This window comes from Amycolatopsis sp. NPDC059235, from assembly GCF_042754125.1.
In the GTDB taxonomy this organism is placed as follows: Bacteria; Actinomycetota; Actinomycetes; order Mycobacteriales; family Pseudonocardiaceae; genus Amycolatopsis; species Amycolatopsis albidoflava.
Genome location: NZ_JBHZAG010000053.1, coordinates 45,187 through 70,114 on the forward strand (window position 1 = coordinate 45,187; position 24,928 = coordinate 70,114).

Sequence of the window (24,928 nt, forward strand, 5' to 3'; positions counted from 1 at the left end):
CGCAAACCTTAACTGCCGTCGTGGCTGCTCACGAGGTCGTGACACCCCGGAAACCGGCATACAGCCGGGCGAACGTGCGGGCGGCGGCGGTCAGTTCGGCGACTGGCACGTACTCGTCGGCGGTGTGCGCGACGGTCATGGACCCGGGTCCGTACACGACGGTCGGGATGCCGAGCTGGTTGCGGAGGAACCGTGCGTCCGTGCCGAGTTTCAGCCCGCGGACCGGCGCGTCGCCCGCCGCCCGCCGGACCTGCGCGACGAACGGGTGCTCCGGGGCCAGTTCGGATCCCTCGGCGAAGGCGAGCACGTCCGCGTCGTAGTCGAACACGCCCGCGGCGTCGATCAACCCGGTCACGGTGGCCAGCGCCTCGTCCCGGGTCTGGCCGGGCAGCACGCGCCGGTCGATCCGCAGGCGGCATTCGGCCGCCACGATGTTGACGGCGGTGCCGCCCGCGATGGTTCCCGCGTTGGCGGTGGGAGTGCCCAGGAACGGATGCTCGCTGTCGCCGAAATCGGCGAGGTGGAGCGCGGAGACGATCCGCGCCGCGTCGGCCACCGCCGAGTGCCCGGCCGCCGGGTCGCTGCCGTGCCCCGCCCGGCCGCGCACCACGATCTCCACCATCAGCGAGCCGCGTTCGGCCACCCCGACCCGCAGCTCGCTCGGTTCGGGCACGACGGCCGCGTCCGCGTGCACCAGCCCGGCCGCGACCAGCGCCTCCGTCCCGAACCGGCCGCCGGTCTCCTCGTCGGCCACGAGGTGGAAGACGATGTTCGCGGGCGGCGCGATTCCGGCGTCGCGGCAGGCGCGCATCCCTTCGAGCGCCGCGGCGATCCCGCCTTTCATGTCGCAGGCGCCGCGGCCGTAGAGCAGCCCGTCCCGGACCAGGCCGCCGAAGGGCGGCACCGACCAGTCCTCTTCGGACACCGGAACGACGTCCACGTGCCCGTTGACCAGCAGCGTGGGACCGTCGCCGGACCCGATGCGGCCCAGGACCGACGGACGGCCCGGCTCGGGCTCGAAAATCTCGATCTCGGCGCCCAGCTCGGCCAAGGCCGCGCACAGCGGTTCGACCGCCGGACGCTCGCCGCCGGGCGGATTCCGCGTGTCGCACCGGATCAGGCTCGCGGCCAGTTCGGTCACCCGCGCGGTTTGGACCGCGGCTGCGGGGTTCATGCCGGCTCCTCGAGGTGCGCGGTCATCTCGGCGAGGGCTTCGCGGTCGAGAAAGCCCAGCGGGGCCAGGCCTTTCGCGAATCCCAGCAGCGCGGGACGGAACGCCGCTACCTCCGCGAAGAGGTCGGCGGCTTCCCGATGCCGTCCGGCGCGGGCGAGCAGCACCGCACGCCAGAAGTCGGCCTCGCGGTTGTCCGGCCCGATGACCTCCGCCGCCGACGCGAGGTCTCTCAGCCGCTCGTCCAATTCGTCCGGGGCGACCCCCTCGAACGGCCCGAGCGTCAGACCGCGGGTGAACATCACTCCGCCGACCGCGCCGAATGCCCGCGAACGCGGGAGAAGGCGGGACAGCTCGGCGAGCGGATCCGGGTGGTCGTCGACGCGCAGATCGACGACCACCTCGTTCCAGGGCGTCGGCCCGCGGCGGCCGGACACGACCAGCAGCGCGGCCGACTGCGAACCGCGCACGTCTCCCCCGGCGCTGTCCGCGGCCCGGAGCCCGGCGAGGATGCGGTCAGCGAGGTCGCCGTCCGCGGTCTCGAAGGCGCTGAGCGCGGCCTGGCACACGCCCGGAGCGGCCAGCATGTTTCCTTGCACCGTCACCTGATGCCCGCGCGCGGAACCGGCGTGCGGCGCGCACGACTCGCCGGTGTGCGCACCCACCGAGCCCCGGGCGTCGACGATTCCCAGCTGGCGGTACCCGGAATCCAGGTCCTCCGCGATCAACAGGTCCACAGTGGACGGCGCGGGTACGCCCGCCCGCAACAACTCCAGGCCGCGAGGCCCGTAGTCGACGTTGACGAACGCCTGGGTGGCCACCGCGCCGACGCCCGCCTCGGCCCAGGGCAGCAACGCGCCGACGCCGAAGAAGTGGGTCTGGGCGCCGACGCCGAGCCAGCCGGTGACCGGATCGCGCGCGACGATCGAGTACGTCACGGCCTTCCTTCCTCGGCGGTCGCGAGGTGTTTCCGGATGAGTCCGGCCACCTGATCGGTTTCCTCGAGCATCGGCAGGTGACCCGTTCCTTCCAGCACTTTCGCCGTGCCGCCAGTGGCTTCGGCCAGTTCGCGCGACATCGCGGGCGGGCAGGTCGGATCCTCGGTGCCAGCCACGGCCAGCACCGGCGCGGCAACCTTTCCCGCCAGGTGCCGGATGTCCGCGCCGAACGCTCCATACAGGATTTCGGCGACCACCGTCGTCGGCCGGGTGCCGACCGCTTCCGCCATCACCTCCCTGATGCGCGCCGAGTCGCGGTGTTTTCGGCCCACGATCTGCGGGACCTGATCCGCGAAGTACCCGGCGGTCCCCTGGGCTTCGAGCTCGCGCACCATCGCGGCGATCGCCTCGGCCGGAACGCCGGTGCCCAGCGTCGAACCGAACGTGGCGACACTGCGTACCCGGCCGGGATGCAGCGCGGCCAGCGCGACGCTGATCGTGCCGCCGAGCGACCCTCCGGCCAGGTGCGCCTCGTCCAGCCCCAGAGCGTCGAGGACCGACAGGACGTCCGGAACGTAGCCTTCCTCGACGGTGAACGGGCCGGTCTGCCCGGAGTTTCCGTGCCCGCGCAGGTCCGGCGCCACGACTGGGCGGTCGAGCCGCGCGGCGACGTCCTCCCAGACCGCCGCCGCGGAGTTGATCGGATGCAGGAGCACGAGCGGCACGCCGGATCGGCCGTCCGCCGTGCGCAGCACCGACAGCTTTCCAGTCCGGCCCTGGATGCTGACGCGGTCCAAGCTCATCCTCATTCCGTTCCGTGCTTGGGCATCTGCGGGTCCTGGACGCTGACGTGCATGTGCCAGATCCGCCAGTCCGGGCCGCCCTTGCCGTCGTCGCGGCGGAAGAATTCGGTGGTGCGGAACGGAGTCGGGACGGCGTCCTGCTGACCCGGAGCCAGCACGTCCGCGGTTCCCTCGGCGGTGAGCAGCGCGACGTCCCCGAAAACCTGGACGTCCGGGCCGGCGGTGTCCTTGATCGCGGTGATGCTCAGCCCGATTTTCGCGGCGTTGACCCACAGGCGGTGCTTGTCGAGAACGCCGTGATAGGTGTGGCCGTTGAGGTTGAACTGGTGGTAGCCGTCGCCCTCCGGGAAGTACTGCAGCATCCGGTCGGCGACGAGGCCGACGTTCGCCTCGTACCAGCCTTCGTGCACCTCGAGGATTCGCTCGCGGTCAGTGCTCATGGTCGTGCCCTTTCAGTGAGTGAATTCGCCGGTCAGTTCTCCGACCGCGGCGAGAGTTTCTTCCGCGCCGTCCGCGACGACGGTCGCGATGGCGACGTTGTCCGCACCGGCGTCGAGGTATTCCTTGAGGCGCGCCCGCGCGGTGTCCTGCCCGCCCACTACGCCGAAAACGTCGAGCCAGGCGTCCGGCATCTCGGCGGCGACCACCTCGGGACCGCCGCGCGAGAGCATGTCCGCGAGCTGCTCGTTGGCATCGACCGCGCCGAACAACGGTCCTGGACCAGTCGCGGCAAGGTAAAAGGCGAGAACCGCCTTGAGCGCTTCCCTGGTGGCGGCCACCTGCCCGGGATCCCGCGTGACGTTGGCCGCCGCGAGAACCGTGATCGTGATGCGCTCGTCCCGCCCGGCCGCCCGCGCCGCCTCGTCCAGCTTGCGCCGCGCGCTCCGCACGTACTCGACCGGCGCGAGCGCGCTCACCAGCAGGCCGTCGGCCAAGCGTCCGGTCAGGTCGAGCCCCTTGTCCCCGAGCACCCCGGTGAACAGCGGCACCCGCTCGGGGACGGGGTGGGTGATCGCGACCTCGCGGAACGCGGCGAACCGGCCCTCCTCGTCGATCGTCTCGCCGCGCAGCAGTCCTCGGACGGCGGTGAGGGTTTCGCGCAGGGCGCTCATCGGCGACCGCTGGGTGAGGCCCATCTGCGCGGTCCAGGCGGGGACGCCGTGCCCGATCCCGGGCATCAGCCTGCCCGGGTAGGCGCGGGCGAGCGTGCTGACCTCCATCGCCAGCAGCGCCGGATGCCGCACGACCGACGACACCACGCCGATGCCGACCGGAACCCGCGACGTCGCCCCGAGCGCCAGCGCGGCCCCCGCGATGCCGCCGAGGAAGAAGTAGTCCTCCGGCAGCCACAACTCCCCGAAACCGGCGGTCTCCGCGGCCGCGGCCTGCTTGCCGATCTGTTCGGGCGGAGTGGTGCTGCCGAGCAGCACCCCCAGCCGGCTGCGAGAAAGGCGGGTCATCGGCGGGCTCCTGTCGTGCGGGGTCACAACGTTGAGCTCGACGGTAGGAAGTGCGGTGGGTGCGGCGCTTCGGGCGGGGCGACGAAACGGAGGAAGGGCGGTGGTGCACGGTGCACAAGGCGGACGGGCAGGGGCTGAGCCGAGGTTCGAGGCTTCCGGCTCTGCACGGGTGACGATTCGCCAGCCAATGCCTCCAAACGCCAGCTGTGCCCGGGCACCGCGAGGCGCCCGGGCACAGCAGTTCCGCATCAGTGCGCGGCGGTCACGAACTTGTCCGTGTACGTCTTCCCAAGATCGATCTGCTTGCCCTTCACATCCGGATTGAACGCCTGCAAGACAGTGAGGTTGGTCTTCGGCCCGTCCGGCGGCATGATGCCCGTCGGGTTGTAGATGCCCTTCTCGTTGTCGAACGCCTTGGCGTAGGCGTCTTTTCCGGAACCGGCGTAGTAGTCGGCTGGCATCACGTCGGCCAGCTGCGCGCCGTTGTGGCCCTGGATCCATTTGAGAGCCTCGACATACGCGTTCACGAGCTTCTGCACCACCTGGGGATGGCTGTCCACGTACTTCGTGGTCATGTACAGCGACGTCGCGGGGTACTGGCCGCCCAGCTGCTGTTTCGTGCCGGCCGCGGTGCGCATGTCCAGCAGGACGAACGCGGCGCCCTGGGCCAGGGCCGTGGACACCGTCGGCTCAGTCGTCATCGCGCAGTCGACGTTGCCGTGCTGCAAGGCTCCGATCAGCGTGGCTCCGGCCTGCACGCCCACCCGGTGGATTTTCGTGGGGTCGACGCCGTTCTTCTGCGCGAGGTACTGGGTCAGGAAGTCCGTGGAGGAACCGAGATCGGTCACCCCGAGGTTGCGGCCGGACCAGTCGGCGGGCGAATGGATCTGGCCGCGCACTTCGTTGCGGCACAGTTCGACTTCGCCCGGCGTGGTCAGCATCGACACCACCGATTCCATCGACTGGCCGAGCCCCTGCATGGCGATGGTGTGGTCGTAGAAACCGCCGACGCCGTCGACCTTTCCGGCCACCATGTTCGTGGTCGCGTCGACCCCGGCTCCCTCGTCCTGCAGGGTCACGTTCAGGCCCTGCTTCTGGTAGAGGCCGAGCCGCTGGGCGAGCATGAACGGCAGGTAGATCTGCTTGTTCAAGCCGCCGACCATGATGCTCACCGGGGTGCCGGTGCCGCCGGTGGAACTGGTGCCTGCGTTCTGGCTCGCGGTCGAGGCGCAGCCGGCCACGGCGAGCAGCGCCGCGGCGAGCACGGCCGCCAATTTCTTCGCGGACACGGGGATCTCCTTTGTTCGAGCGGAAAATCGGGGGTTACAGGTCCGGACCGGACAGCTGGGCGGGCCGCCAGCGCAGCAGCCGGCGTTCGAGGCGGGTGATCAGCCATTCGGCGATGAGCGCGACGACGCCCATGATCACCATCGCCGCCCACACGCCGCTCGCGTCGAAGGTGCCCTGCGCGTTCTTGATCAGCACGCCGAGACCCGCGTAGCCGCCGAGGAACTCGCCGACGATCGCGCCGATCAGCGCGAAGCCGAAGCTCACGTGCAGGCTCGCGATGATCCAGGTGAACGCCGACGGCAGCACGACCTGCCGGGTCACCTGCCACCGCGAGGCGCCGAGGATGCTGGCGTTGGCGATGAACGTCCGGTCGACCTCGCGGGTGCCCTGGAAGGCGTTGAAGAACACCCCGAAGAACACCAGCACGATCACCAGCAGGATCTTCGATTCCAGCCCGAGCCCGAACGCCAGCACGAAGACCGAGCCGAGCACGATCCGCGGAATGGCGTTGAGCACCTTGATGAACGGGCCGAACACCTCGGACAGGAACCGGATCCGGCCGAGCGCGATGCCGCAGACGATGCCCAGCACCGTGCCGATGGCGAACCCGATCAGCGCCTCTTCGATCGTCGTCCAGATCTGGCTGCCGAGCGAGCCGAGCGCGGTGCCCTCGGTGACCCACGACCGCAACCGGTCGAAGATGCCCGAGGGAAGGCCGTACAGCACGATCGCGTGCTGGTCTCCTTGCACGAGCAGCTGCCAGCCGCCGAGAAGCACCACCAGCACCGCCGCCTGGACGGTGTGGACCAGGACGGCGTGTATCCGGCGGCGCGAACGGCGAGCAACTGCTGCAGCTCCGGCAGCGGGGCTCGCGGGCGAGTCCACTTCGGTCGTCATGCTCCCGCCTCCCCGCTGATCCGGGTGGTCTGCGCGTACGCCAGATCGACCTCCGTGCGCAGCGCGTCCCAGATCTGCTGGTACAGGTCGACGAACCGGCGTTCGAAGCGGATTTCCTGCACCACCCGCGGGCGCGGCAGGTCGATGGCGAACCGGGCCTTGATCGTCGCCGCCGGCCCGGCGGTCAGCACGACCACCGTGTCCGCGAGCGCGATCGCCTCTTCGAGGTCATGGGTCACGAACACCACGGCGGGCCGGGTAAGTTCCCACAGCGACAGCAGTTCGTCGGACATCTTCGCCCGGGTCTGCACGTCCAGCGCGCTGAACGGTTCGTCCATGAGCAGGATCCGCGGCTCGTTGATGAGGTTCTGCGCGAGCGCGACCCGCTTGCGCATCCCGCCGGACAGCTGGTGCGGGTACCGGTCCTCGAACCCGCTCAGCCCGACCCGGCGGATCCAGTCCCGCGCGCCGGACACCGCCGCGCCCTTGGCCACGCCGCGGAACCTCGGTCCCGCGGACACGTTGTCCAGCACCGTTTTCCAGGGCAGGATCGCGTCGGTCTGGAACATGAACCCCACCCCGGGCGTGATGCCGGAGACGTCCGCGCCGTGCACCCGGACCGTGCCGGCCGACGGCTGTTCCAGGCCCGCGACGAGGGTCAAGGTGGTGGACTTGCCGCAGCCGGTGGGTCCGACGACCGCGCAGAACTCGCCGGGAGCCACCTCCAGGTCGAGGTCGCGCAGCGCGGTGTAGGGCTCCGGGCCCTCGGTCGCGAACTGCTTGGTGACGTCCCGCATGGCGATGGCGGCGCCGGGCGGTCCGGATCTGGGTGCGTGCACGGTGGCGTCCTCTCGATCGGGGCCGATTCCGTTCGAGGAGGCTAAGAAGCGCCGCGGCGCGGCGGAATGTTGCGTGCGATACCTGCGATCAGTGCGCTTTTCTCGGTTTCTGCTCATTAAGTGCACGCCGGACCGGACGATCCGGGCGTACCGGCCGCGGTTTCTTGGCATCCGCGCGGTCTCGTGGTGTCATGCGGGACGCCCCTACGACAAGTGGCAGAGCGGAGCGGTCATGTGGCGGTCACGTCCCCTCGCCTCGCAGATCCTCGTCGCCGTGCTCGGGATCCTGCTCGCCACTGTCTCGGCCGGGGCTCTGCTCTACGTGAAGCTCGCCGGCCAGACCCTCGACACGCAATACGGACAGCGCGCGCTGGGGATCGCGAACACCGTCGCGCAGATGCCGTCCGTCCGCGACGCCCTCGTGCGGCGCGATCCCGGCCGCGCCATCCAAGCCGCCGCCGAGCAGGTCCGCCGGGCCACGGGCGCGTCGTACGTCGTCGTCACCGACCGGTCCGGGCTGCGCTACTCCCATCCCAACACCGCGCTCGTCGGCGAGCGCATCGAGGAACCGGTGGCCGCCCTCGACGGCCAGGGCCATCTCGGGATCGACAACGGGAGCCTCGGCCGGTCCGCCAACGGCAAGGCGCCGATCTCCGGTCCGGACGGCGGGGTGGCGGGCCAGGTTTCGGTGGGAATCCTCGAAGAACAGGTCACCAGCGAGCTGGTCAGCGACATTCCCTGGGTGCTCCTCTACTCCGGGTTGGCGCTGGCCATCGGAATGGCGGCGTCCCTGCTGCTTTCCCACCGGATCAAGCGCGCGACGTTCGGCCTCGAAGTCTCCGAGATCGCGTCCCTGCTCCAGGAACGGGAGGCGATGCTGCACGGCATCCGCGAGGGCATGGTGGGCCTCGACCGGCACGGCCGCGTCGAGGTGATCAACGACGAAGCGCGCCGGCTGCTCGGAATCCCCTCCGCCGCCCGCGGCCGCGACCTGTGCGAACTCGTCCCGCCCGGCCGCCTCCGCGACCTGCTCGCCGCGCCCGCCGCCGACGACGAGGTCGTCCTCACCGACGAATTCCTGTTGGTGGTCAACAAAATGCCGGTCGTCCTTTCCGGACAGGACGCCGGTTCGGTGCTCACCCTGCGCGACCGCACCGAGATGGAAGGCCTGGTGCGCGAACTCCACGCCGTCACCGGCCTGACCACCGCTTTGCGCGCGCAGGAACACGAATTCGCCAACCGGCTGCACGTCCTGTCCGGGCTCCTCGGCCTGGGCGAAGCGGAGGAAGCCGGCCGCTACCTCACCGAGATCGCGCACGGCCCGGCCGCGCAGGCGACCGATCTGCGCGCCCGGTTCTCCCCGCCGGAACTCGCCGCGCTGCTTTCGGCCAAGGTCGCCATCGCCGCCGAACGCGACGTGCGCCTCGAAGTCGACCCCGGTTCCGGGCTCGACCTCAGCACCGCCGATCCCGGCGCGCTCGTCACCGTGCTCGGCAACCTCATCGACAACGCCGTCGACGCCGTGGCCGGCCAGCCGGGAGAACGCCGCGTGCGGGTTCTCGTCGACGCCCTCGGCCCGGACGTCCGCATCGCCGTCTCCGACACCGGTCCCGGCATCCCGGAGGAAGCGCTGCAGGAGATCTTCGCCGACGGCTACACCACGAAGACCCCGCGTCCGGGCATGCGCCGCGGACTCGGTCTCGCCCTCGTCTACCGGCTGGTGCGCCGCTCCGGCGGATCGATCGCCGTGGACGGCTCGGCCGGCGCGCGATTCGACGTGCTGCTCCCGAATTCCCGATCCCGCGCCGCGCTCGAACCCGCGGAGTACGCATGACGATCCGGACTCTCGTCATCGACGACGACTACCGCGTCGCCGCGATCCACGCCGCCAGCATCGACCGCGTGCCCGGCTTCGCCGCCGTCGGCAAGGCCCACACCGCGGCGGAGGCGCGTGCCCGCGTCGAGGAAGTCCGGCCGGACCTGCTGCTGCTCGACATCTACCTGCCCGACGAGGACGGCCTCTCGCTGCTGCGCGACCTGCGTTCGGGCGCCGCCCCGCCGGGGTGCATCGTGATCACCGCGTCCCGCGACCTCGGCACGGTCCGTTCCGCGATCCAGCTCGGCGCGGCCTACTACCTCGTCAAGCCCTTCGGTTTCGAGCAGCTGCGCGAACAGCTGACGGCGTACCGGAGCTGGTGCGAACGCGCTTCCGGCAGCGGCGAAGTAGATCAGGCCACAGTGGACAGTCTGTATTCCGTTCTGCGCGGCTCCGCACCGCGCACGGACCCGCTTCCCCCGACCATGCGCAAGGTGCTCGACGCGCTGCGCCGGGCCGGCCAGCCGCTCGGCGCCGGGGAGCTCGCGAGCGCGCTGGGCATCAGCCGTCCCACGGCGCAACGCCATCTGAGCGAGTTGCACCGCCGCGGTTTCCTCAGCCTCGAACTGGAATACGGAAGCGCGGGCCGCCCGACGCACCGGTACGCGGTCGCCGCCCAGCACTGACCCGGGCGGCCCGGACTCCCGGCGCGAACCCGGCGAACAGCCCCTTCCGCGCAATCGGCGATATCCCGGGCAGCACAAGGGATTCCGGTTGCTCCCATCGGGGTTTCCCGGTGGCCGGGGCGCCGGCGGCGGGCGATCATTCAGCGGAACCGGCGCGACCGGAGCACCCGGCCGCCCGCCCGCCGGAGCACCGAAGGGATCGCCATGGCCGCCACCGGCCCGATCGACCACGTCGTCGTCCTGGTCCAGGAAAACCACACCACCGACAACTACTTCCGCTCGATGGCCGCGTTCGGCGCGAACGTCGCGACCGGCTGGCCGGTCTCCCCCAACCCGCCGAAGTCCGACCAGCCGCACGACCGCAAGGCCTACTACCGCTGGCTCACGAAGAAGAGCACCGGCGCGCACGTCCAGTTCGACACGGTCGCCGACCTGCCGTTCTACGCCTGGCTCGCGGCGAGCGGCGCGTTCGTCGAGAACCACTGCGCCGGCTACGGCACCAATTCGACGCCGAACCACCTGCTGATCGTCGGCGGCCAGACGCCCACCCTGCGCAATCCGCCGCGCAGCCAGGCCGACCCGGTGTGGGACCTGCCGTCCCTGCCCGGGCTCGCCGCCGACCACGGCGTGAGCTGGAAGGCCTACACCGGGACCAGCGGGTATCCGGTCGAGTTCTACCAGCAGCTGAAGGGGTCGCCCGAGATCGTGCGCTCCGCCCAGATCATCGCCGACGCCCAGGCCGGCGCGCTGCCCGCGCTGTCGATGGTCTGGCACGACTCGCCTTACGACGAGCACCCGCCCGCGGACGTCGGCAAGGGCGAGGACACCGTGTGGCAGGTGGTCGACGCGATCGTGAAGGCCGGGCTCTGGGACTCGACGGTCTTCCTGCTGACCTGGGACGACTGGGGCGGTTTCGACGACCACGTCGCCACGCCGAACGTCGAAATCACTCCGGACGGCGTCCAGCTCGCCTACGGCCCGCGCGTGCCGCTGCTGATGTTCGGCGGACGGGTCAAACCCGGGATCGACCACCGCTGGTCCTGGCATCCGAGCATCCCGAAGACCGTCATCGACCTGCTGAAGCTGCCGAAGCTCGGCGTCCCGCGCGTCGACGGCGACCCCGGGCTCGCCGACCTCGTCGACCTCTCCCCCGGCGCGAAACTGAACCCGCCGCCCCCGGCGCACGGCACCGCGATCACCCAGCCCGCACCGCCGAAACCCACACCGACACCGACCCCGGTGCCGCCGCCCCCGGTCGCCAAACCGGCTCCGGTCGGGCCGATCCTGCTGCGCGGCGGCGGCACGCTGCCCCCGCCGAACGACGTGCCGTTGACCGTCCACTAAGGACAGACCGGCCGAGCTCTTGCCGCTCGCGACCCGCCCGGGCCGCTCGGCACGGCGTCGGACCTCACTGGTCAGCGCTCAGGCAAGTACTTGCCTCAGGGGAAAACGAGAGGTACTTTCTCCTCAGGCAAGTACTTGCCTGAGAGGTTGCGCCGCGAAGGAGTGGCAGCAGTGAGCGAACCAGCGAACAAACCGACGCCCGAACAAGCGGCGGCGGCGCTGCGCACGGCCCGGGAGAGCCGGGAGCGGGTGCTCGCCTCCGCGCTGGGCGCGCGGTGGATTCCGATCGTCGCCGGCCTGGTCGTGTTCGGCTACACCGTCGCCATCGACCTGATTACCTGGACACGGCCCTGGCTGACCTTTGTCGTGCTGGCCGTCGCACTGGCGCTGGTCGTGGTCCTGCGCACCCGGACCGGCGGCAGCCTGCTCGGCCGTCCGGTTTCGGTGTCGAGCCGGGCGCTGCCTCCCGCCGTCTGGCGCGTCGCGCCCGTGCTCGGCCTGGCGATCGTCGCGGCCGTCGCCGTCCCGGTGCTGCACATCCCGCACGGCACGATCGTCTACGGCGCGCTGGCCGGGCTCTATATCATCTTCCTCGGCCCCAGGTTCCAGCTGTGGCTGCTTCGCCGGCGAGACAAGGACTGAACGGTGGCCGACCTCGATCAGCTCCTGCTGGACCCGACGAGACTGGCCATCGTGGCGCTGCTGTCCGCCGCCGAATGGGCCGAGTTCGGGTTCGTGCGAGACGCGGTGAAGCTGTCGGACTCCGCACTGTCCAAACAGGTCTCCACGCTCTCCAAGAACGAGTACGTGGACGTCCGCAAGGGCTACGTCGGCAAGCGGCCGCGCACGTGGCTCAACCTGACCGACAGCGGCCGCGACACCCTGGCCAAGCACCTCTCCGCCCTGCAAACCATTGCCGTGCAAGCCCGTTCGGACGGCACCCGGCAACCGCGCGATTGACTCGGTGCCGCGCGGTTTCCGGGCCGGGACGCCAACGACACGGGACACGAGGCGTCCCGGCCTCCGTTACCGGATCGAACGGGTCACCAACTCGTCGAAATCCCGGTCCGGCAAGGTCCGGTTGAGCTTCAGCAGCTCCTCCGCGTGCAACCCCACCGCATAGCGGGTCTCCGGCGGGTCAGCTTCCACCGCCCGCCGGATGGTCTCGGCCACGACAGCGGGATCAGTACCGTCCGAGAGACCGGTTTCGGATTTGCTCGCCATCGCCTCGGCCATGTGCCCGTACGGGCCGTTTCCGGAGTATTCCCGGAGTTGCGAAGCGGTCTGGTCCTCGAATTCGGTCTTGATGATGCCGGGCTGAATGACCACGACCTCGATGCCGAAAGGCCGGACCTCCATCCGCAGCGTGTCGGAATAAGCCTCGAGCGCGTGTTTCGAGGCGTAGTACCAGGATCCGAGCGGGAGACTGATCTCCCCGCCGATCGAGGAGACGTTGACAATGCGGCCCGACCCTTGCGCGCGCATGGCGGGCAGCACCAGCTGGACGAGCCTGGCGGGCGCGAAAACGTTGACCTGGAACTGATCGCGCGCGGCCGCCAGCGGGACGTCTTCGGCGGCTCCGTGCAGCACCGTCCCGGCGTTGTTGATCAGGACGTCGATACGGCCCTGTTCGTCCAGGACCGTGCGGACGGCGCGGTCGAGGCCCGCCTCGCTGCGGGCGTCCATGGCGAGCGGACGGCCGCCAGCGGCACGGAGTTCGTCCATTTTGGACACCCGCCGCGCGGCTCCGTAGACGAGGTAGCCCGCCTTCAGCAGTTCCAAAGCGGTGGCGCGGCCGATTCCCGCGGACGCTCCGGTCACCAAGCACACTTTCGGCACGGTTCAGGCCTCCCAGGCGACAGGCAGGTGGTGGACGCCGTAGATGAGCATGTCGGAGCGCACGGCGACGTCTTCGGCGGGAACGGCGAGACGCAGCGACGGGAACCTGCTCAGCAAGGCAGGCAGGGCGACCCGCATCTGGACGCGCGCGAGCTGCTGGCCGAGGCATTGGTGGATGCCGTGGCCGAAGGCGACGTGACCGCTGGTTTTGCGGCGCAGGTCCAGGTTTTCCGGTGCGGGAAAGTGCTCCGGGTCGTGGTTGGCCGCGGGCACCGAGACGGTGACCGATTCGCCGGCGGTCACGTGTTCGCCGCCGAGTTCGAGGTCTTCCAGCGCGGTGCGGACGGTGAACGGGATGATGCTCAGGTAGCGCAGCAGTTCTTCGACCGCGTTGCCGGCCAGCTCCGGGTCGTCGCGCAGCAGGGCGAGCTGGTCAGGGTGTTCGAGCAGCGCGAAGAGGCCCAGCGCGAGCATGTTCGTGGTGGTGTCCAGTCCGGCGCCCAGCAGGGAGAAGCCGATGTTGACCAGTTCGGTATCGGTGAGGTCGCTGCCGGTCAGGTCGCTGAGCACGTCGTCAGCGGGAGCTTTTCGCTTGGCGGCGATCAATTCGCCGATGACGCCGAGCACCGCGCCGTAGGCTTCGCCGGTCTCTTCGGGCGTGTTGTCCAGCCGGAAGAGGGCGAGCGCGTGCTGCTGGAACCGGTCCCGCTCGGCGTAGGGAACTCCGAGCAGTTCGCAGATCGTCTGTGCCGGCAGCGGTTGCGCCAACGCCGGGACCACGTCGGCCGGGCTGCCGCGTTCGGCCATGGCGTTCAGGCATTCGTCCGCGATCTCCTGGATCCGTTCGGTCAGCCGGCGCATCCTGCGGACGGTGAACTGGCCGGCGAGCAGCCGCCGGTAACGCGTGTGCTCGGGTGCGTCCATGCTGCCGAACATCCCCGGAGGCGCCGGCTGGTCGCTGGTGACGGCTCCGGGAATCGGCAGGTGCCGCAATTCGACCCGCGCGCTGAACCGGCGGTCGGCCAGCACTTCCCGGGCCAGCGCGTGTCCGGTCACCAGCCATCCGGCGTGCCCGTCCGGGTAGTCCAACCGGCTGAGCGGATTCTTCCCGCGCAGCTCGGCCAGCCCCGGCGGCGGGTCGAACGGCTGGCCCGCCGCCCGCTCGGTCGGCAGTGTCCTGGTCATCGCCAGCTCCCTTCCGGTGAACCTCTTGCGGGAAACCGTAGGGCGATGTTTCATGGTGTCGCAAACAGTGGATCTGCATTTGCGCAGGCCAAACCAGCATTATCGATGCATTGGCCTGCAGCTGAACGCATCGATGGCGGGTCTGGCTCGAGGGCGGAGACGAAGCGGATGTCAGGTGGCAGGTTGAGCTACCCGGAACGCCAGCGCGTCGCGGCCGGGCTGGCGGACGGACTGAGCTACGCCGAGATCGGCCGGCGGCTGGGCAGGCCGAAGTCGACGGTGATCCGCGAGGTCGCCCGCAACGGCGGAGCGCACGACTACCGGGCCGACCGCGCCGAGCAAGCCGCCCGGCGACGAGCGCGCCGCCGCGCCCCCGCCGCGCCGCCCGCCCCGCCGGTCCGGGCAGCGGCCGATCCGCGGACCCGCGGCGACTTCGAGACACAGTTCGCGCGGATGGCCGCGCAGACCGGAATGCCCTCGATGATGGCGCGGGTCCTGATCTGCCTGTTCACCGCCGAATCGGGCAGCCGCACCGCGACCGAACTCGCCGCCCGGCTGCGCGTCAGCCCGGCGTCGGTCTCCAAAGCCGTTGCCTGGCTGGAAGAACGCGGGCTGCTGCAGCGCGAGCGGGACGGCCGCCGCGAGCGTTACCTGATCGACGACCACGTGTGGCAGCGGGCCTGGCTGGCCAGCATGGACGGCATGGCGCAGTGGGCCGATTTCACCCGCCAGGGCGCGGAGCTGTTCGGCGGGGACACGCTGGTCGGCATCCGGCTGCTCACGACCAGTCAGTGGCTTCGGCACATCCGGCAGGACATGATCGACGCCGCCGAACACTGGCGGCAGGTTTCCCGCAGCACGAGGTCTTGACCTCCAGCGAACTGGAGGTACCAGGGTGAGCGCATGACCATCTGGATTTGCGGGACGTGCGGGGTCGAGCATCCCGACACCGAGGAGCCTCCGGCCGAAATCTGCCGGATCTGCGCGGACGAACGGCAATACGTCCCCGCCGCCGGGCAGGTGTGGACCACAATGGACAAACTGGCCGCCGACCCGCACGACCTGGTCCACGAGGAACCGGAGCCGGGAATCCACCGCCTGCACCGCGAACCGGGGTTCGGCATCGGCCAGCGGACCTACCTGGTCCAGACCGGCGCGGGCAACCTGCTGTGGGATCCGCCCAACGCCCTCGACCCGCCGCTGCTCGACAAGATCGCCGAACTCGGCGGCGCCGCGGCGATCGTCGCCAGCCATCCGCACATGTACGGCTCGCAGGTGAGCCTCAGCCACAGCCTCGGGAACGTCCCGGTACTGGTGCATTCCGCCGACCGGCGATGGGTGCGGCGGGAAGACCCGGTGATCCGCGAATGGCAAGGCGCGGAACGGATTCTGCCCGGGATCACCCTCGTCGAAGCGGGCGGGCACTTCCCGGGAGCCGCGGTCGCGCACATCGCGACGGAGAAGGGCACGCTGCTGGTCGGCGACACCATCGTGCCGGTCGCCGCGCCGGGCTGGGTGACGTTCATGCGCAGCTACCCCAACCAGATCCCGCTTTCCGCCGCTCTCGTCCAGCGGCTTGTGGATCGGCTCGAACCCTACGCATTCGACCGGCTCTACGCCCTGACCGGAGCTTCGCTGCAGACAGACGCGAAGGCCGCCGTACGCCGCTCCGCACAGCGATACATCGCCTGGGTCAACGGCACCAACGACCATCTCGGCTGACCCGCGGCCACCAGCGCGCGAAGCCGCGGGCGGACTGGACACCCACTGAACGTCTGCTGGACCCGCCGCCTCCGCGTCTTGCGGGTCCTGCGGACAGCCAACACATTGGGAGGACACGGAAACGAGGGGGTTGTCATGCTCAGAGCCGGCGCACTCACGGCTGTCACGGCGGGGTTGCTCGCCGCCGTCCCGTTCGTCACCGGCGCGGCGCAGGGAGGGACCGGGTGCTGGTCCACCGCCCCGGTCGAACTGGCCAACGAAGGGGTGTGGAAGTACTCCGACCAGGTTTCGTGGTGTGCGCAGGATTCGAAGATCACCTCGGTGGAGGTGACGGTCACGCACCAGGTGCTCAACCAGGCCTGCCGGTGGGTGGGCCTGGTCGCGGCGTACAGCGAGCCCGCGAAGGACGGCACCGGCCGGACGGTTTATTCCCGAGGCGAATTCGCGTGCCAGGGCACGGTCGGCGCGGACGGCGTGAACCCGTGGGTGACCCTCACCGTCGAGCCGGACGGCACCTACACCGTGGACCGGAGCGGCATCCGCTGGTGACGTCGGCCGGAATCACTCGCCGCGGCGCAGCCGGGAAAGGAGCGCGAGCGTCCGCGTCTCCCCCGGCCCCTGCCCGGTCTCCCGGTGCACGGCGAGCGCGTTCAGGGCGTGCTCGACGGCGGCTTCGGGCTCGCCCCGGGCGAGCAGAGCCCCGGCCAGCGCCGTCAAGGCCTGACCCCGCAGCGCCCGGTAGCCCGCCCGCTCGGCGAGCGCGAGAGCCTGCCGGGCGGGTTCCGGGTCCGCGGTGACCGTCGTCAGGCCGATCAACGCGTCGGCCTCCGGGTACCGGTCGCCGGTTTCGCGGATGAGGCCGAGGGCCTGCTCGTACCGGCGGATCGCCTCCGGCCGGTCGCCGAAGCGGGCGAGCACGGCCGCCAGCGCGGCCAGCGCCTCCGCCTCGGTCCGCGGGTCCCCCGCCTCCCGGGCGAGCGCGAGCCCGGTGCCCGCGCATTCGAGCGCCATGGCCCGATGGCCGCGATCGCTGTGCGCCAGGGCGAGCCTGCTGCGGGTTTCCGCTTCGCCGCCCCGGTTTCCCGCCTCGCATTGCAGGTCGAGGGAGCGGCAGAGCAGGTCCACCGCCTCGGCGGTCCGGCCGCGGGCGTGCTGTGCCTGCCCGAGATTGGCGAGGCTGATCGCTTCGCCGTACCGGGACCCGATCCGGCGGTACCGGCGCAGCGCCTGGGTGTAGTGCTCGGCGGCTTCGGCGAGCCTGCCCATTTCCCAGTGGACGAGCCCGAGATTGCCGAAGGCGACCGCCTCCCCGGCCGGCTGGCCGATCCGCCTGCTCAGCGCCAGCCCGCGGCCGAACCGGGACGCGGCGTCGGCGAGCCGCCCGGACTGCCAGTACACGCACCCCAGGTTGCCGAGCACCGCGGCCTGCGCCTCGACCCATCCCGCCTTCCGCGCGAGCAGCAGCGACGCCGTGTACTGCCGGACTGCCTGCTGGTACCGGCCCTGGCGGAAGTACAGGTCCGCGAGGCTGAGCCGGGCGGCGGCCCGCGCGCGGAGCCCGCCGTCCGCGTCGGCGGCGCTCAGGCCGGCTTCGGCGACCGCGAGCCATTCGACCCGGCGCATGCACATCCAGAAATACCCGCGCAGCGCATCGGCGAGCCGCCACGCCATCGGCGCCGGGCCGCCCTCGGCCGCGAACCGCACCGCGGCGACCAGGTTGCCGCGCTCGGTGTCCAGCCACGCCGACGCCTCGCCCAGCCCGGCGAACGCCGCCGGGACGCCGGACACCGGCAGCCGCAGCATGTGCGGGTAGAGGAGCCGGGCGGCGCCGTCCGCCGCCGCCAGGTACCAGTCGTAGACGCGGCGCAGCGCCTGCTCGCGGTCCGCGGCGGACTCCAGCTGCCCGGCTTGCTCGGCGGCGTACCGGCGGAGCAGGTCGTGGAAGCGGTACCGGCCGGGCGGGTGTTCGACCAGGTGCGCGGAGGCGAGCCGGTCCAGCGCCGCGACCGCCTGCGCCGTCTCGACGCCGGCCAGCGCGGCCACGGCTTCGGCGTCGAAATCCGCGCCGGGAATCAGGCTCAGCAACCGGAACAGCCGTTGCGCGTCGGGTGACAGCGCGGCGTGGGACAGGTCGAAGGCGGCCCGCACCGCGGTCTGTTCGTCGCCCGGCACCGCGAGGGCGGCGAGAAGGTTGCCCTCGCGCAGTTCCGCGACGTAGTCCTCGATGTCGGAACTGGGCCGGTCGGCGAGATTGGCTGCGGCGATCCGCAGCGCGAGCGGGAGATGGACGCACAGCTTGGCGAATTCGGCGGCCGCCTCCGGCTCCGCGCGGACGCGCGCGCCAAGGACGCCCGCGAGCAGTTCGACGGCGTCGTCGGGGCTGAGCACGTCGATCGTCAGCCGGCGCGCGCCGTTCACGGCGACGAGCCCGGTCAGGCGGTCGCGTCCGGTCACCACCGTCAGGCACCCGGGCCCGGCGGGCAGCAGCGGCCGGACCTGCTCCGGGCTGACGGCGTTGTCCAGCAGGACCAGGATCCGCCGGTCGGTCGTCATGGTCCGGTACAGCGCCGCCGCGGTCTCCGGGTCCGAAGGGATGCGGGACGGCGAAATCCCCAGCGCGGCAAGGAATTGCGCGAGGATTTCGGCCGATGACGCCGGGGCGCCCGGTGCATGGCCGCGCAGGTTCGCGTACAGCTGCCCGCCCGGGAAGCGGGACCGGACCCGGTGCGCCCAGTGCACGGCCAGCGCCGTCTTGCCGACGCCCGCTGTGCCGGAGACCACGGCGATGCCGCCGGTCGCCAGACTGTCCAAAAGCGACAGTTCCGCCGTCCGTCCGGCGAAGCCGCGCGGTTCGGCGGGCAACTGCTTCGGGACCCGGTGCGTCTGCCGGGGCTCGGCGGGCACCGCGGCGCCGGGGTCGCGCAGCACGGCCGCGTGCGCGGCCTGCAGTTCGGGCCCGGGGTCGATGCCGAGTTCGTCGGCGAGCCGCGTCCGCATTTGCCCGTACAGCCGGAACGCCTCGCCCCGCTGCCCGAGCGCGTGGTGGGCGCGGATCAGCAGCGCCTGCGCGGCTTCGTCGAGGGGCTGTTCCGCGGCGGCTTCCGCGATCCCGGGCAGGACCTCTGCAGCGGCACCGGTGTCGATCATCGCCCCGGCGTACCGGCAAAACGTTTCGCGGCGCTCGGCGACCAGCGAAACGACCTTCGGGTGACCGGCGAGCGGCGGCAGGTCGGCCAGCGGCCTGCCGTGCCACAGCCGGAGCGCCTCGCCGAGCGCGACCACGACGCGGGCGGTGTCGGCGTCGCGGTGCGCGTCGTTCGCCTCGGCGATGAGTTCGCGGAACCGCCACAGGTCGACTTCGGCGGCGTCCCGGCGCACGGCGTAGCCGCCGCCGACATGCGGCAGCACCCCGCTGCCCGCTCGCGGCGCACGGCCGGGTTCCAGCAACCGCCGCAGGTGCTTGACGTGTGTCTGGACGACGTTCACCGCACTCGGCGGGGACCGGTCGCCCCACAACGCGTCCACGAGATCCCGCAACGCCACGGCGTCCCCGCCGGCGAGCGCGAGCAGCCCGAGCACCGCGCGCCTGCCGGGCGGGCCGAGGTCGAGTTCGGCGCCGTCGCGCCACGCGCGCAGCGATCCCAGCACTTGGATGTGTACCGATTTCGTCGCCACCGTGGCCCCCAGCTGTCGGCTGCGCGCCAGAACGCTCTCGGCTGCAGGACAAACGTAATGGGTTCGGCGGCCGGCACACAAGAAAGTGGCTCCGCCCGGGCTAAAATACCGCCGACAGCCGGGTGCACGCCAGGGCCGTCCGCCTTCGCGGAAGACCGTTTCCCGGTCGCGCGCAGTCCTTTGTGGACTATCCGCGAATCGCCGGTGCGGGCGACCGCTTACCCGGATCTCGTTGCGGACTCCCCGTTTCCGGCCGCGATCCGCAGTCCAATGGCCGTCCAGTCGCCGTCCAGTACCTCCTGATGAGGTGTTTCGGCGGCGGCCTCGCGCCGTCGAATGCCCAATTCCCGAAACGTGCCCCAAACCGGACAGGAAAAGAAAAGAGACGGACATGGAAAATCGTGCCTGGAAGGCATGCGCCCGGGCGGCGGTGGCGATCGCGGTCGGCGTGCTGGCGCTGACCACGGGAGTGACGGCGGCTTCCGCCGCGCCGCGTTCCTCGGTGATCGACGTGACCCAGGGCCCGTTCGACCTCGTTCTCGCGAATACCGGGGCCAGAGCCGCGACCCCGGCCGACGACCCGATCACCGCGTTCCACGGCTTCAGCACCTTCCAGAAGCTCGTCATCCAGTCGCAGGGCTTCGATCTCGAAGGAGAGATCCACGGCAGGCTGCGCAGCTACAACTTCAAGGCCCTGTACCAGGTCTACAACCTTCCGTCCTCGGACAGCTGGAAGGTGTGGGTCTTCAGCTTCAAGCACGACAGCAGCCGGAGCGTGCTGAAGGAGACCTACCGCAACGAGCAGCTGATCGACGTCAACATCGACCTCAAGTTCCACGTCGCGGCCGCCAACCTGCGGGGCGTTTCGTCCCTGCGGATCGGTTTCGAGACGCTGCGGCTGCAGTTCAACGGGACGACCAAGGACTTCACGGTCGTCAACGGCGCGTCCGGCGGCGCCAAGGACCAGAACAACAACGACGTCCCGGTGGACTTCCAGCAGGTCTGACCGGGACTCGCCGCCGGCCCTCCGACGTGCCGGCGACGGCGGCGGCCGGCGCGACGCCTCCCCTGGCGCCGGCCGCCGCCGGATTTCTCCCCGCTCGAGCACCGAAGGAGTCGGCATGCTTTTCACGGAACCTCGCGCACTGCTCGCCAGTCGTCGGCCCGGAACCTCGCACGACCGCGGATCGCCCGGCGCGGCTTGGCGGAATCCGGCGAGATTCGCGATAGCCGCCGCGACCGCGACGGCGCTCCTGGCCGCCGGCTCCCCCGCCGCGCTGGCGGCCGACGCGCATTTCGTGCCGGAGGCCACCGTCGTCGGCTGGGACGGCACCGTCGCCACAGTCACGTTCCGAGAAGTGAATGTGGCGTTGGGAGGCCGCACGACCACGATTTCCACCAAACTGACCGCCGACGTGAAAGCTTTCTGCACGAACGGCGAGACGACTCTCGACGTCCACGCGTCCGCGACCGGCTTGACCACGGCGGACTACCCGATCAAAAACGGCACCGTCGCCGGGACCGCCAAGTTCCCCGTCCAGGTGAAGATCGAGCACGATCCCGGCTATACCTGCGTGCTGCGCCACAAGGAGATCACCGCGTTCCTGGACGACTTCCGGACCGGCGCGACCCTGGTTCACCACCAGAACTGAGCTGCCGGCCCGTCCGCGCCCCGCCGACGCCCTCGCGGCGGGGCGCATTCCGCCGTCCGGGAGAAGATTCGCAGCCCGCGCGGACCCTGTCAGTCCACAGTGGACGGACGACGGCCGAGGAAGCCGACGAGGCGATCCAGCAGCGGCGCGTCTCCGGGCACGCGCACCGGGGCGGCGAACATGTAGGGCTGGCGCAGATCCTGCTCGCTGAGCCCGCGCGCGATGCCGTCGGCGGCCTGGACCAGTGCGTCGCCGAAGGGGCTTTCCTGCCCGGTGGCGGTGGCGAGATCCCAGCCGTGCACGACGTGTTCCAGCACCAGATAGCCGAGCACGGCGCGGCCGGGCATCGGCCCCCACGGCAGCGAATGCTCGGCGGCGAGCACTTCTTCCCGCGACCACACGCCCACCGCCCGGACGGCCGCGGCACGGTAGGCGGCGAAGACGTCGGCGCCGGCGAGCCCGACGGTCAGCTCGGGGTCGAATCGCTTGGCGTCCGCCAGATCGGCGTACTGGATCAGGCTTTCGACAACGTGCTCCACGACACCCAGCGCGGTGAAGTCCGGGCACGGTGTCGGCAGCCGCCACTGGTCCGGCTCCACGGCGCGAACGAGGCCGCCGAATCCCTCGGCCGCTTCGTCCAGCATCCCCGCCAGCTCTGTCATCGCGCCACTGAACCACCCGGCGGAGGCGAGGTCAAACCTCCCGCGCGACTGAGCGGAGCACGCGTCCGCCGGTCGGACCGGACAGCTCCGGCCCGCCCCGCGGCCACCCGTTCGGGTAACACGACCGTGCCGTCCGGCTTCCTCGCCCGCGACCGCCGGAATCGGTGCACAACTGCTGAACACCAGGGAAAAACACCCGGCCGTAATGCCCGGCTGAGCGTTTTGTCTTGTGTCGCGGGCCACCGGATCGCGGTTACTCAGGCTTCTCACAGCGTCGCGTTCATAGCCTGCGACGCGCTTGGGGGTCCCGAATGAACGAGGAGCACGTGATCGTGGCATCAGGCGCTGCCCGGAAATCAGCGCGGGCCAGGATCGCGGCGTCGTGTTCGATCACCGGATTGTCGGCTTAGGACACATCAGCGCGCTCTCCCCCGCCGCCCACCGCAGAAGGAAGCCTTGTGAGCGAGGAACTGTCGCTTTCCCTCGAGGACACCGCGCAGCTCCGCCCGGTGCCGCGCCGCGCGCCCGGCCCGGTCCGGCTGCACGCGTTCTTCGAGCGGGCCTGTGACGAGACCCCGGACGCCGTCGCCCTAGAATGCGGACCGGACCGGCTCTCCTACCGGCAGCTCGACGAGCACGCGAACCGGCTCGCGCACACGCTGATCCGCCGGGGCATCGGCCCGCACCGGCGGGTCGGCCTCCTGATTCCGAGGTCGACGCCGATGTACGTCGCCCTGCTCGCGGTGCTGAAGACCGGAGCCGCGTTCGTGCCGATCGATCCCGCGGCGCCCGCGGACCGCGTCGCCTACGTCGCCGCCGACGCCGCGCTCGACCTCCTGCTCGTCGCCCCCGAACTGGCCTCGGCCGCGGCCGACGTCGGCTGCCCGGTGCTCCGTCCCGGGGAGCTCGCGGCCGAGGCGGCGAGCGCCAGCCCGGCGCGGCCCCGGCTCTGGCCGGCCGAGGACGAGGTGTGCTACGTGATCTACACCTCGGGCTCGACCGGGCGGCCGAAGGGCGTCGCGGTGAGCCAGGCGAGCATCTGCAACTTCATCGGGGTCGTCGCGGACATCTACGGCGTGCGCCGCACCGACCGCGTTTACCAGGGCATGACGATCGCGTTCGATTTCTCGATCGAAGAGGTCTGGCCCACCTGGGCGGCGGGGGCCACGCTCGTCGCGGGTCCGGTCGGCGCGGACCGCATCGGGTCCGGCCTCGCGGACTTCCTCGAACGGCGCCGCGTCACGGTCCTGTACTGCGTGCCCACGGTGCTGGCCACGGTGGACCGCGACCTGCCGGGCATCCGCACGCTGCTGGTCGGCGGCGAGGCCTGCCCGGCCGAACTGGTCCAGCGGTGGAGCAGGCCGGGCCGCCGGATGCTCAACACCTACGGTCCCACCGAGGCGACGGTGACCGCGACCTGGTGCGAACTGCTCCCCGGCCGCCCGGTCACCATCGGCCGCGCCCTGCCGAGCTACCGGATCCGGCTGCTCGACGAGCGGCGGCGGCCGGTCCCGGACGGCGCCGTCGGGGAGATCTGCATCGGCGGGCCGGGCGTCGCGCTCGGCTACCTGAACCGGCCGGACCTGACCGCCGACCGGTTCCTCGACGACCCGCGGATCACCGGCGGGGGCAGGCTTTACCGCACCGGCGACCTCGGGCGGGTGCTGCCCGGCGGCGAGATCGAGTACCTCGGGCGCGCGGATTCCGAGGTCAAGATCCGCGGGCACCGCATCGACCTCCAGGAGATCGAGAGCGTCCTGATGGAACACGCGGAGGTGGCGGTCGCCGCCGTCGCCCCGCATCCCGCCGCGCCGACCGAGGACCTCGTCGCGTACCTGGCGTTCACCCGCGGCGCGCACGACCGGGACGCGATCGTCGCGCGGCTGCGGGAAAGCCTGCGCCGGCGGCTGCCCGCGCCGATGGTCCCCGGCTACGTGGACACGCTCGCCGAACTGCCCATGATGCCGAGCGGCAAGGTCGACCGCGCCCGCCTTCCCCGCCCGTCCGGCGCCCGGTTCCACGCGGTCGCCGCCGCGGCCCCGGAAACCGGCTCGGAACGGGCCATCGCCGCGGTGTGGGGCGAGCTGCTCGGCACCGCCGAGGTGTCGGTGACCGCCGATTTCTTCCACGACATCGGCGGCCATTCGCTGCTGGCCGCGCGAGCGGTTTCGCTGCTGCGCCAACGGGGAGTGGCCCCGGACGCGTCCGTCGCCGACGTCTACGCCCACCCCACGATTCGCGCGCTCGCCAAGGCATTCGAGAACCGCGCGCCCGCGCATTCGCCCCGCGAACCGGTCGAGGCGGAGCCGAGCGTCGGCCGGGCGCGGCTGTTCGGCTGGGGCACCGCGCAGGTCGGCGCGCTGTGCCTGCTTCTCGTGCTGCTCGGCGGACCGGCCGCGGCGGTTCTGGGGCAAAGCGCGGGCGTCCTGTCGCTCGGCACCGTGTGGCTGCTGGTCGCGATCGCGCCCGTCCTGTACCTGACCGCGCGGTTCCTGTTGCCGATCGCCGGCGTCCGCCTGTTGTCGCGCGGGATCCGGCCGGGCGAGTATCCATTGTGGAGCGCCGCGTACTTCCGGGTGTGGCTCGTCAGCGGGCTGCTGGCGCTCGCCCCGCTCGGTTCGATGAGCGGATCCCCTTTGCTGCCCTGGTATTTGCGGCTCCTCGGCGCCCGGGTGGGCCGGCACTGCCAGCTCGCGACCGCGAATCTGGGCCTGCCGTCGCTGCTGACGATCGGCGAGGACGTCAGCGTCGGCTACGGCGCGCACGTGCAGAGCGTGCGGGTGCGGGGCAACCGGGTCGAGATCGCCCCGGTCGTGCTGCACGACCGCGTGTTCGTCGGCGCGAACGCGGTCGTGGGGGCGGGCGGCGGGGGGGGCGGGGGGGGCGGGCGGGGGGGGAAAAAAGAGGCGGCGCCCGGCCCGCGCGGCGGGGGGGGCGGCGACGGGGCCG

General features: G+C 71.3%; 23 protein-coding genes. 11 read left to right on the top strand and 12 right to left on the bottom strand.

The genetic code is table 11. The annotated features are described in order from the left end of the window. Nucleotides 1–28: 28 nt before the first annotated feature. From ACFXI3_RS29290 to ACFXI3_RS29325, 8 genes are all read right to left on the bottom strand, one after another. Nucleotides 29–1,174: a M20 family metallopeptidase gene (locus ACFXI3_RS29290; RefSeq protein WP_378403779.1), complete on the bottom strand. Its 1,146-nt coding sequence runs from the start codon at nucleotides 1,172–1,174 to the stop codon at nucleotides 29–31. Then, complete coding sequence (locus ACFXI3_RS29295) at nucleotides 1,171–2,109, bottom strand: DUF1028 domain-containing protein (RefSeq protein ID WP_378403781.1); 939 nt, start codon at nucleotides 2,107–2,109, stop codon at nucleotides 1,171–1,173. The genes ACFXI3_RS29290 and ACFXI3_RS29295 overlap by 4 nt, the downstream gene beginning before the upstream one ends. Continuing rightward, a complete protein-coding gene (locus tag ACFXI3_RS29300) occupies nucleotides 2,106–2,912 on the bottom strand; it encodes an alpha/beta fold hydrolase (protein ID WP_378403783.1) in 807 nt (268 codons plus the stop codon). Before ACFXI3_RS29300 ends, ACFXI3_RS29295 begins: the two co-directional genes overlap by 4 nt. Before the next feature lie 2 nt (nucleotides 2,913–2,914). Further along, nucleotides 2,915–3,352 carry a nuclear transport factor 2 family protein gene (locus tag ACFXI3_RS29305; RefSeq protein WP_378403785.1) on the bottom strand — a complete coding sequence of 146 codons (438 nt, stop codon included), beginning with the start codon at nucleotides 3,350–3,352 and terminating at the stop codon, nucleotides 2,915–2,917. Between the two features lie 12 nt (nucleotides 3,353–3,364). Then, nucleotides 3,365–4,372, bottom strand: a complete 1,008-nt coding sequence (locus ACFXI3_RS29310; RefSeq protein ID WP_378403787.1) for an LLM class flavin-dependent oxidoreductase — start codon at nucleotides 4,370–4,372, stop codon at nucleotides 3,365–3,367. 248 nt (nucleotides 4,373–4,620) lie between these two features. Next, the gene (locus ACFXI3_RS29315; RefSeq protein ID WP_344273336.1) at nucleotides 4,621–5,661 is read right to left on the bottom strand and encodes an ABC transporter substrate-binding protein; all 1,041 of its coding nucleotides are present in this window, start codon (nucleotides 5,659–5,661) and stop codon (nucleotides 4,621–4,623) included. A 34-nt stretch (nucleotides 5,662–5,695) separates the two neighbouring features. Further along, nucleotides 5,696–6,559: an ABC transporter permease gene (locus ACFXI3_RS29320; RefSeq protein ID WP_378403789.1), complete on the bottom strand. Its 864-nt coding sequence runs from the start codon at nucleotides 6,557–6,559 to the stop codon at nucleotides 5,696–5,698. After that, complete coding sequence (locus tag ACFXI3_RS29325) at nucleotides 6,556–7,356, bottom strand: ABC transporter ATP-binding protein (RefSeq protein ID WP_344274477.1); 801 nt, start codon at nucleotides 7,354–7,356, stop codon at nucleotides 6,556–6,558. The genes ACFXI3_RS29320 and ACFXI3_RS29325 overlap by 4 nt, the downstream gene beginning before the upstream one ends. A gap of 274 nt (nucleotides 7,357–7,630) precedes the next feature. Between ACFXI3_RS29325 and ACFXI3_RS29330 the strand changes: the two genes are divergently transcribed. The 5 genes from ACFXI3_RS29330 (at nucleotide 7,631) to ACFXI3_RS29350 (ending at nucleotide 12,204) form a co-directional block, all read left to right on the top strand. Continuing rightward, nucleotides 7,631–9,232 carry an ATP-binding protein gene (locus ACFXI3_RS29330; protein ID WP_378403791.1) on the top strand — a complete coding sequence of 534 codons (1,602 nt, stop codon included), beginning with the start codon at nucleotides 7,631–7,633 and terminating at the stop codon, nucleotides 9,230–9,232. Beyond that, a complete protein-coding gene (locus ACFXI3_RS29335) occupies nucleotides 9,229–9,900 on the top strand; it encodes a response regulator (protein ID WP_344273327.1) in 672 nt (223 codons plus the stop codon). The genes ACFXI3_RS29330 and ACFXI3_RS29335 overlap by 4 nt, the downstream gene beginning before the upstream one ends. A 204-nt stretch (nucleotides 9,901–10,104) precedes the next feature. Further along, a complete protein-coding gene (locus tag ACFXI3_RS29340) occupies nucleotides 10,105–11,244 on the top strand; it encodes an alkaline phosphatase family protein (protein WP_344273324.1) in 1,140 nt (379 codons plus the stop codon). 171 nt (nucleotides 11,245–11,415) lie between these two features. Then, the gene (locus ACFXI3_RS29345; protein ID WP_378403793.1) at nucleotides 11,416–11,886 is read left to right on the top strand and encodes a hypothetical protein; all 471 of its coding nucleotides are present in this window, start codon (nucleotides 11,416–11,418) and stop codon (nucleotides 11,884–11,886) included. Between the two features lie 3 nt (nucleotides 11,887–11,889). Further along, nucleotides 11,890–12,204, top strand: coding sequence for a winged helix-turn-helix domain-containing protein (locus ACFXI3_RS29350; protein WP_378403795.1), 315 nt, complete (start codon nucleotides 11,890–11,892; stop codon nucleotides 12,202–12,204). 66 nt (nucleotides 12,205–12,270) lie between these two features. Here the strand turns inward: ACFXI3_RS29350 and ACFXI3_RS29355 are convergent, their stop codons facing one another. Both ACFXI3_RS29355 and ACFXI3_RS29360 read right to left on the bottom strand, forming a co-directional pair. Continuing rightward, entirely contained in the window at nucleotides 12,271–13,083 is an 813-nt protein-coding gene (locus ACFXI3_RS29355; RefSeq protein WP_378403797.1) for an oxidoreductase, read from the bottom strand. A gap of 3 nt (nucleotides 13,084–13,086) precedes the next feature. Then, nucleotides 13,087–14,268 carry a cytochrome P450 gene (locus tag ACFXI3_RS29360; RefSeq protein WP_378403799.1) on the bottom strand — a complete coding sequence of 394 codons (1,182 nt, stop codon included), beginning with the start codon at nucleotides 14,266–14,268 and terminating at the stop codon, nucleotides 13,087–13,089. 183 nt (nucleotides 14,269–14,451) lie between these two features. Here ACFXI3_RS29360 and ACFXI3_RS29365 point away from each other — a divergent pair, with 183 nt between their 5' ends. The 3 genes from ACFXI3_RS29365 (at nucleotide 14,452) to ACFXI3_RS29375 (ending at nucleotide 16,539) form a co-directional block, all read left to right on the top strand. Continuing rightward, a complete protein-coding gene (locus tag ACFXI3_RS29365) occupies nucleotides 14,452–15,138 on the top strand; it encodes a helix-turn-helix domain-containing protein (RefSeq protein ID WP_378403801.1) in 687 nt (228 codons plus the stop codon). 33 nt (nucleotides 15,139–15,171) lie between these two features. Beyond that, complete coding sequence (locus ACFXI3_RS29370) at nucleotides 15,172–15,990, top strand: hydrolase (protein ID WP_378403803.1); 819 nt, start codon at nucleotides 15,172–15,174, stop codon at nucleotides 15,988–15,990. 135 nt (nucleotides 15,991–16,125) lie between these two features. Then, a complete protein-coding gene (locus ACFXI3_RS29375) occupies nucleotides 16,126–16,539 on the top strand; it encodes a hypothetical protein (RefSeq protein ID WP_378403805.1) in 414 nt (137 codons plus the stop codon). A 12-nt stretch (nucleotides 16,540–16,551) separates the two neighbouring features. On the opposite strand, the gene ACFXI3_RS29380 is transcribed toward ACFXI3_RS29375, so the two are convergent. Further along, nucleotides 16,552–19,665 carry a tetratricopeptide repeat protein gene (locus tag ACFXI3_RS29380; protein WP_378403807.1) on the bottom strand — a complete coding sequence of 1,038 codons (3,114 nt, stop codon included), beginning with the start codon at nucleotides 19,663–19,665 and terminating at the stop codon, nucleotides 16,552–16,554. Nucleotides 19,666–20,056: 391 nt separating this feature from the next. Here ACFXI3_RS29380 and ACFXI3_RS29385 point away from each other — a divergent pair, with 391 nt between their 5' ends. Together ACFXI3_RS29385 and ACFXI3_RS29390 are read left to right on the top strand one after the other, a co-directional pair. Beyond that, a complete protein-coding gene (locus tag ACFXI3_RS29385; RefSeq protein ID WP_378403809.1) occupies nucleotides 20,057–20,671 on the top strand; it encodes a hypothetical protein in 615 nt (204 codons plus the stop codon). A gap of 115 nt (nucleotides 20,672–20,786) precedes the next feature. Beyond that, complete coding sequence (locus ACFXI3_RS29390) at nucleotides 20,787–21,317, top strand: hypothetical protein (protein ID WP_344273297.1); 531 nt, start codon at nucleotides 20,787–20,789, stop codon at nucleotides 21,315–21,317. A gap of 89 nt (nucleotides 21,318–21,406) precedes the next feature. On the opposite strand, the gene ACFXI3_RS29395 is transcribed toward ACFXI3_RS29390, so the two are convergent. Beyond that, entirely contained in the window at nucleotides 21,407–21,979 is a 573-nt protein-coding gene (locus ACFXI3_RS29395) for a TIGR03086 family metal-binding protein (RefSeq protein ID WP_378403811.1), read from the bottom strand. 458 nt (nucleotides 21,980–22,437) lie between these two features. On the opposite strand from ACFXI3_RS29395, the gene ACFXI3_RS29400 reads away from it, so the two are divergent. Then, a partial coding sequence (locus ACFXI3_RS29400; protein WP_378403813.1) for an amino acid adenylation domain-containing protein occupies nucleotides 22,438–24,928 on the top strand: 2,491 nt, incomplete at its 3' end.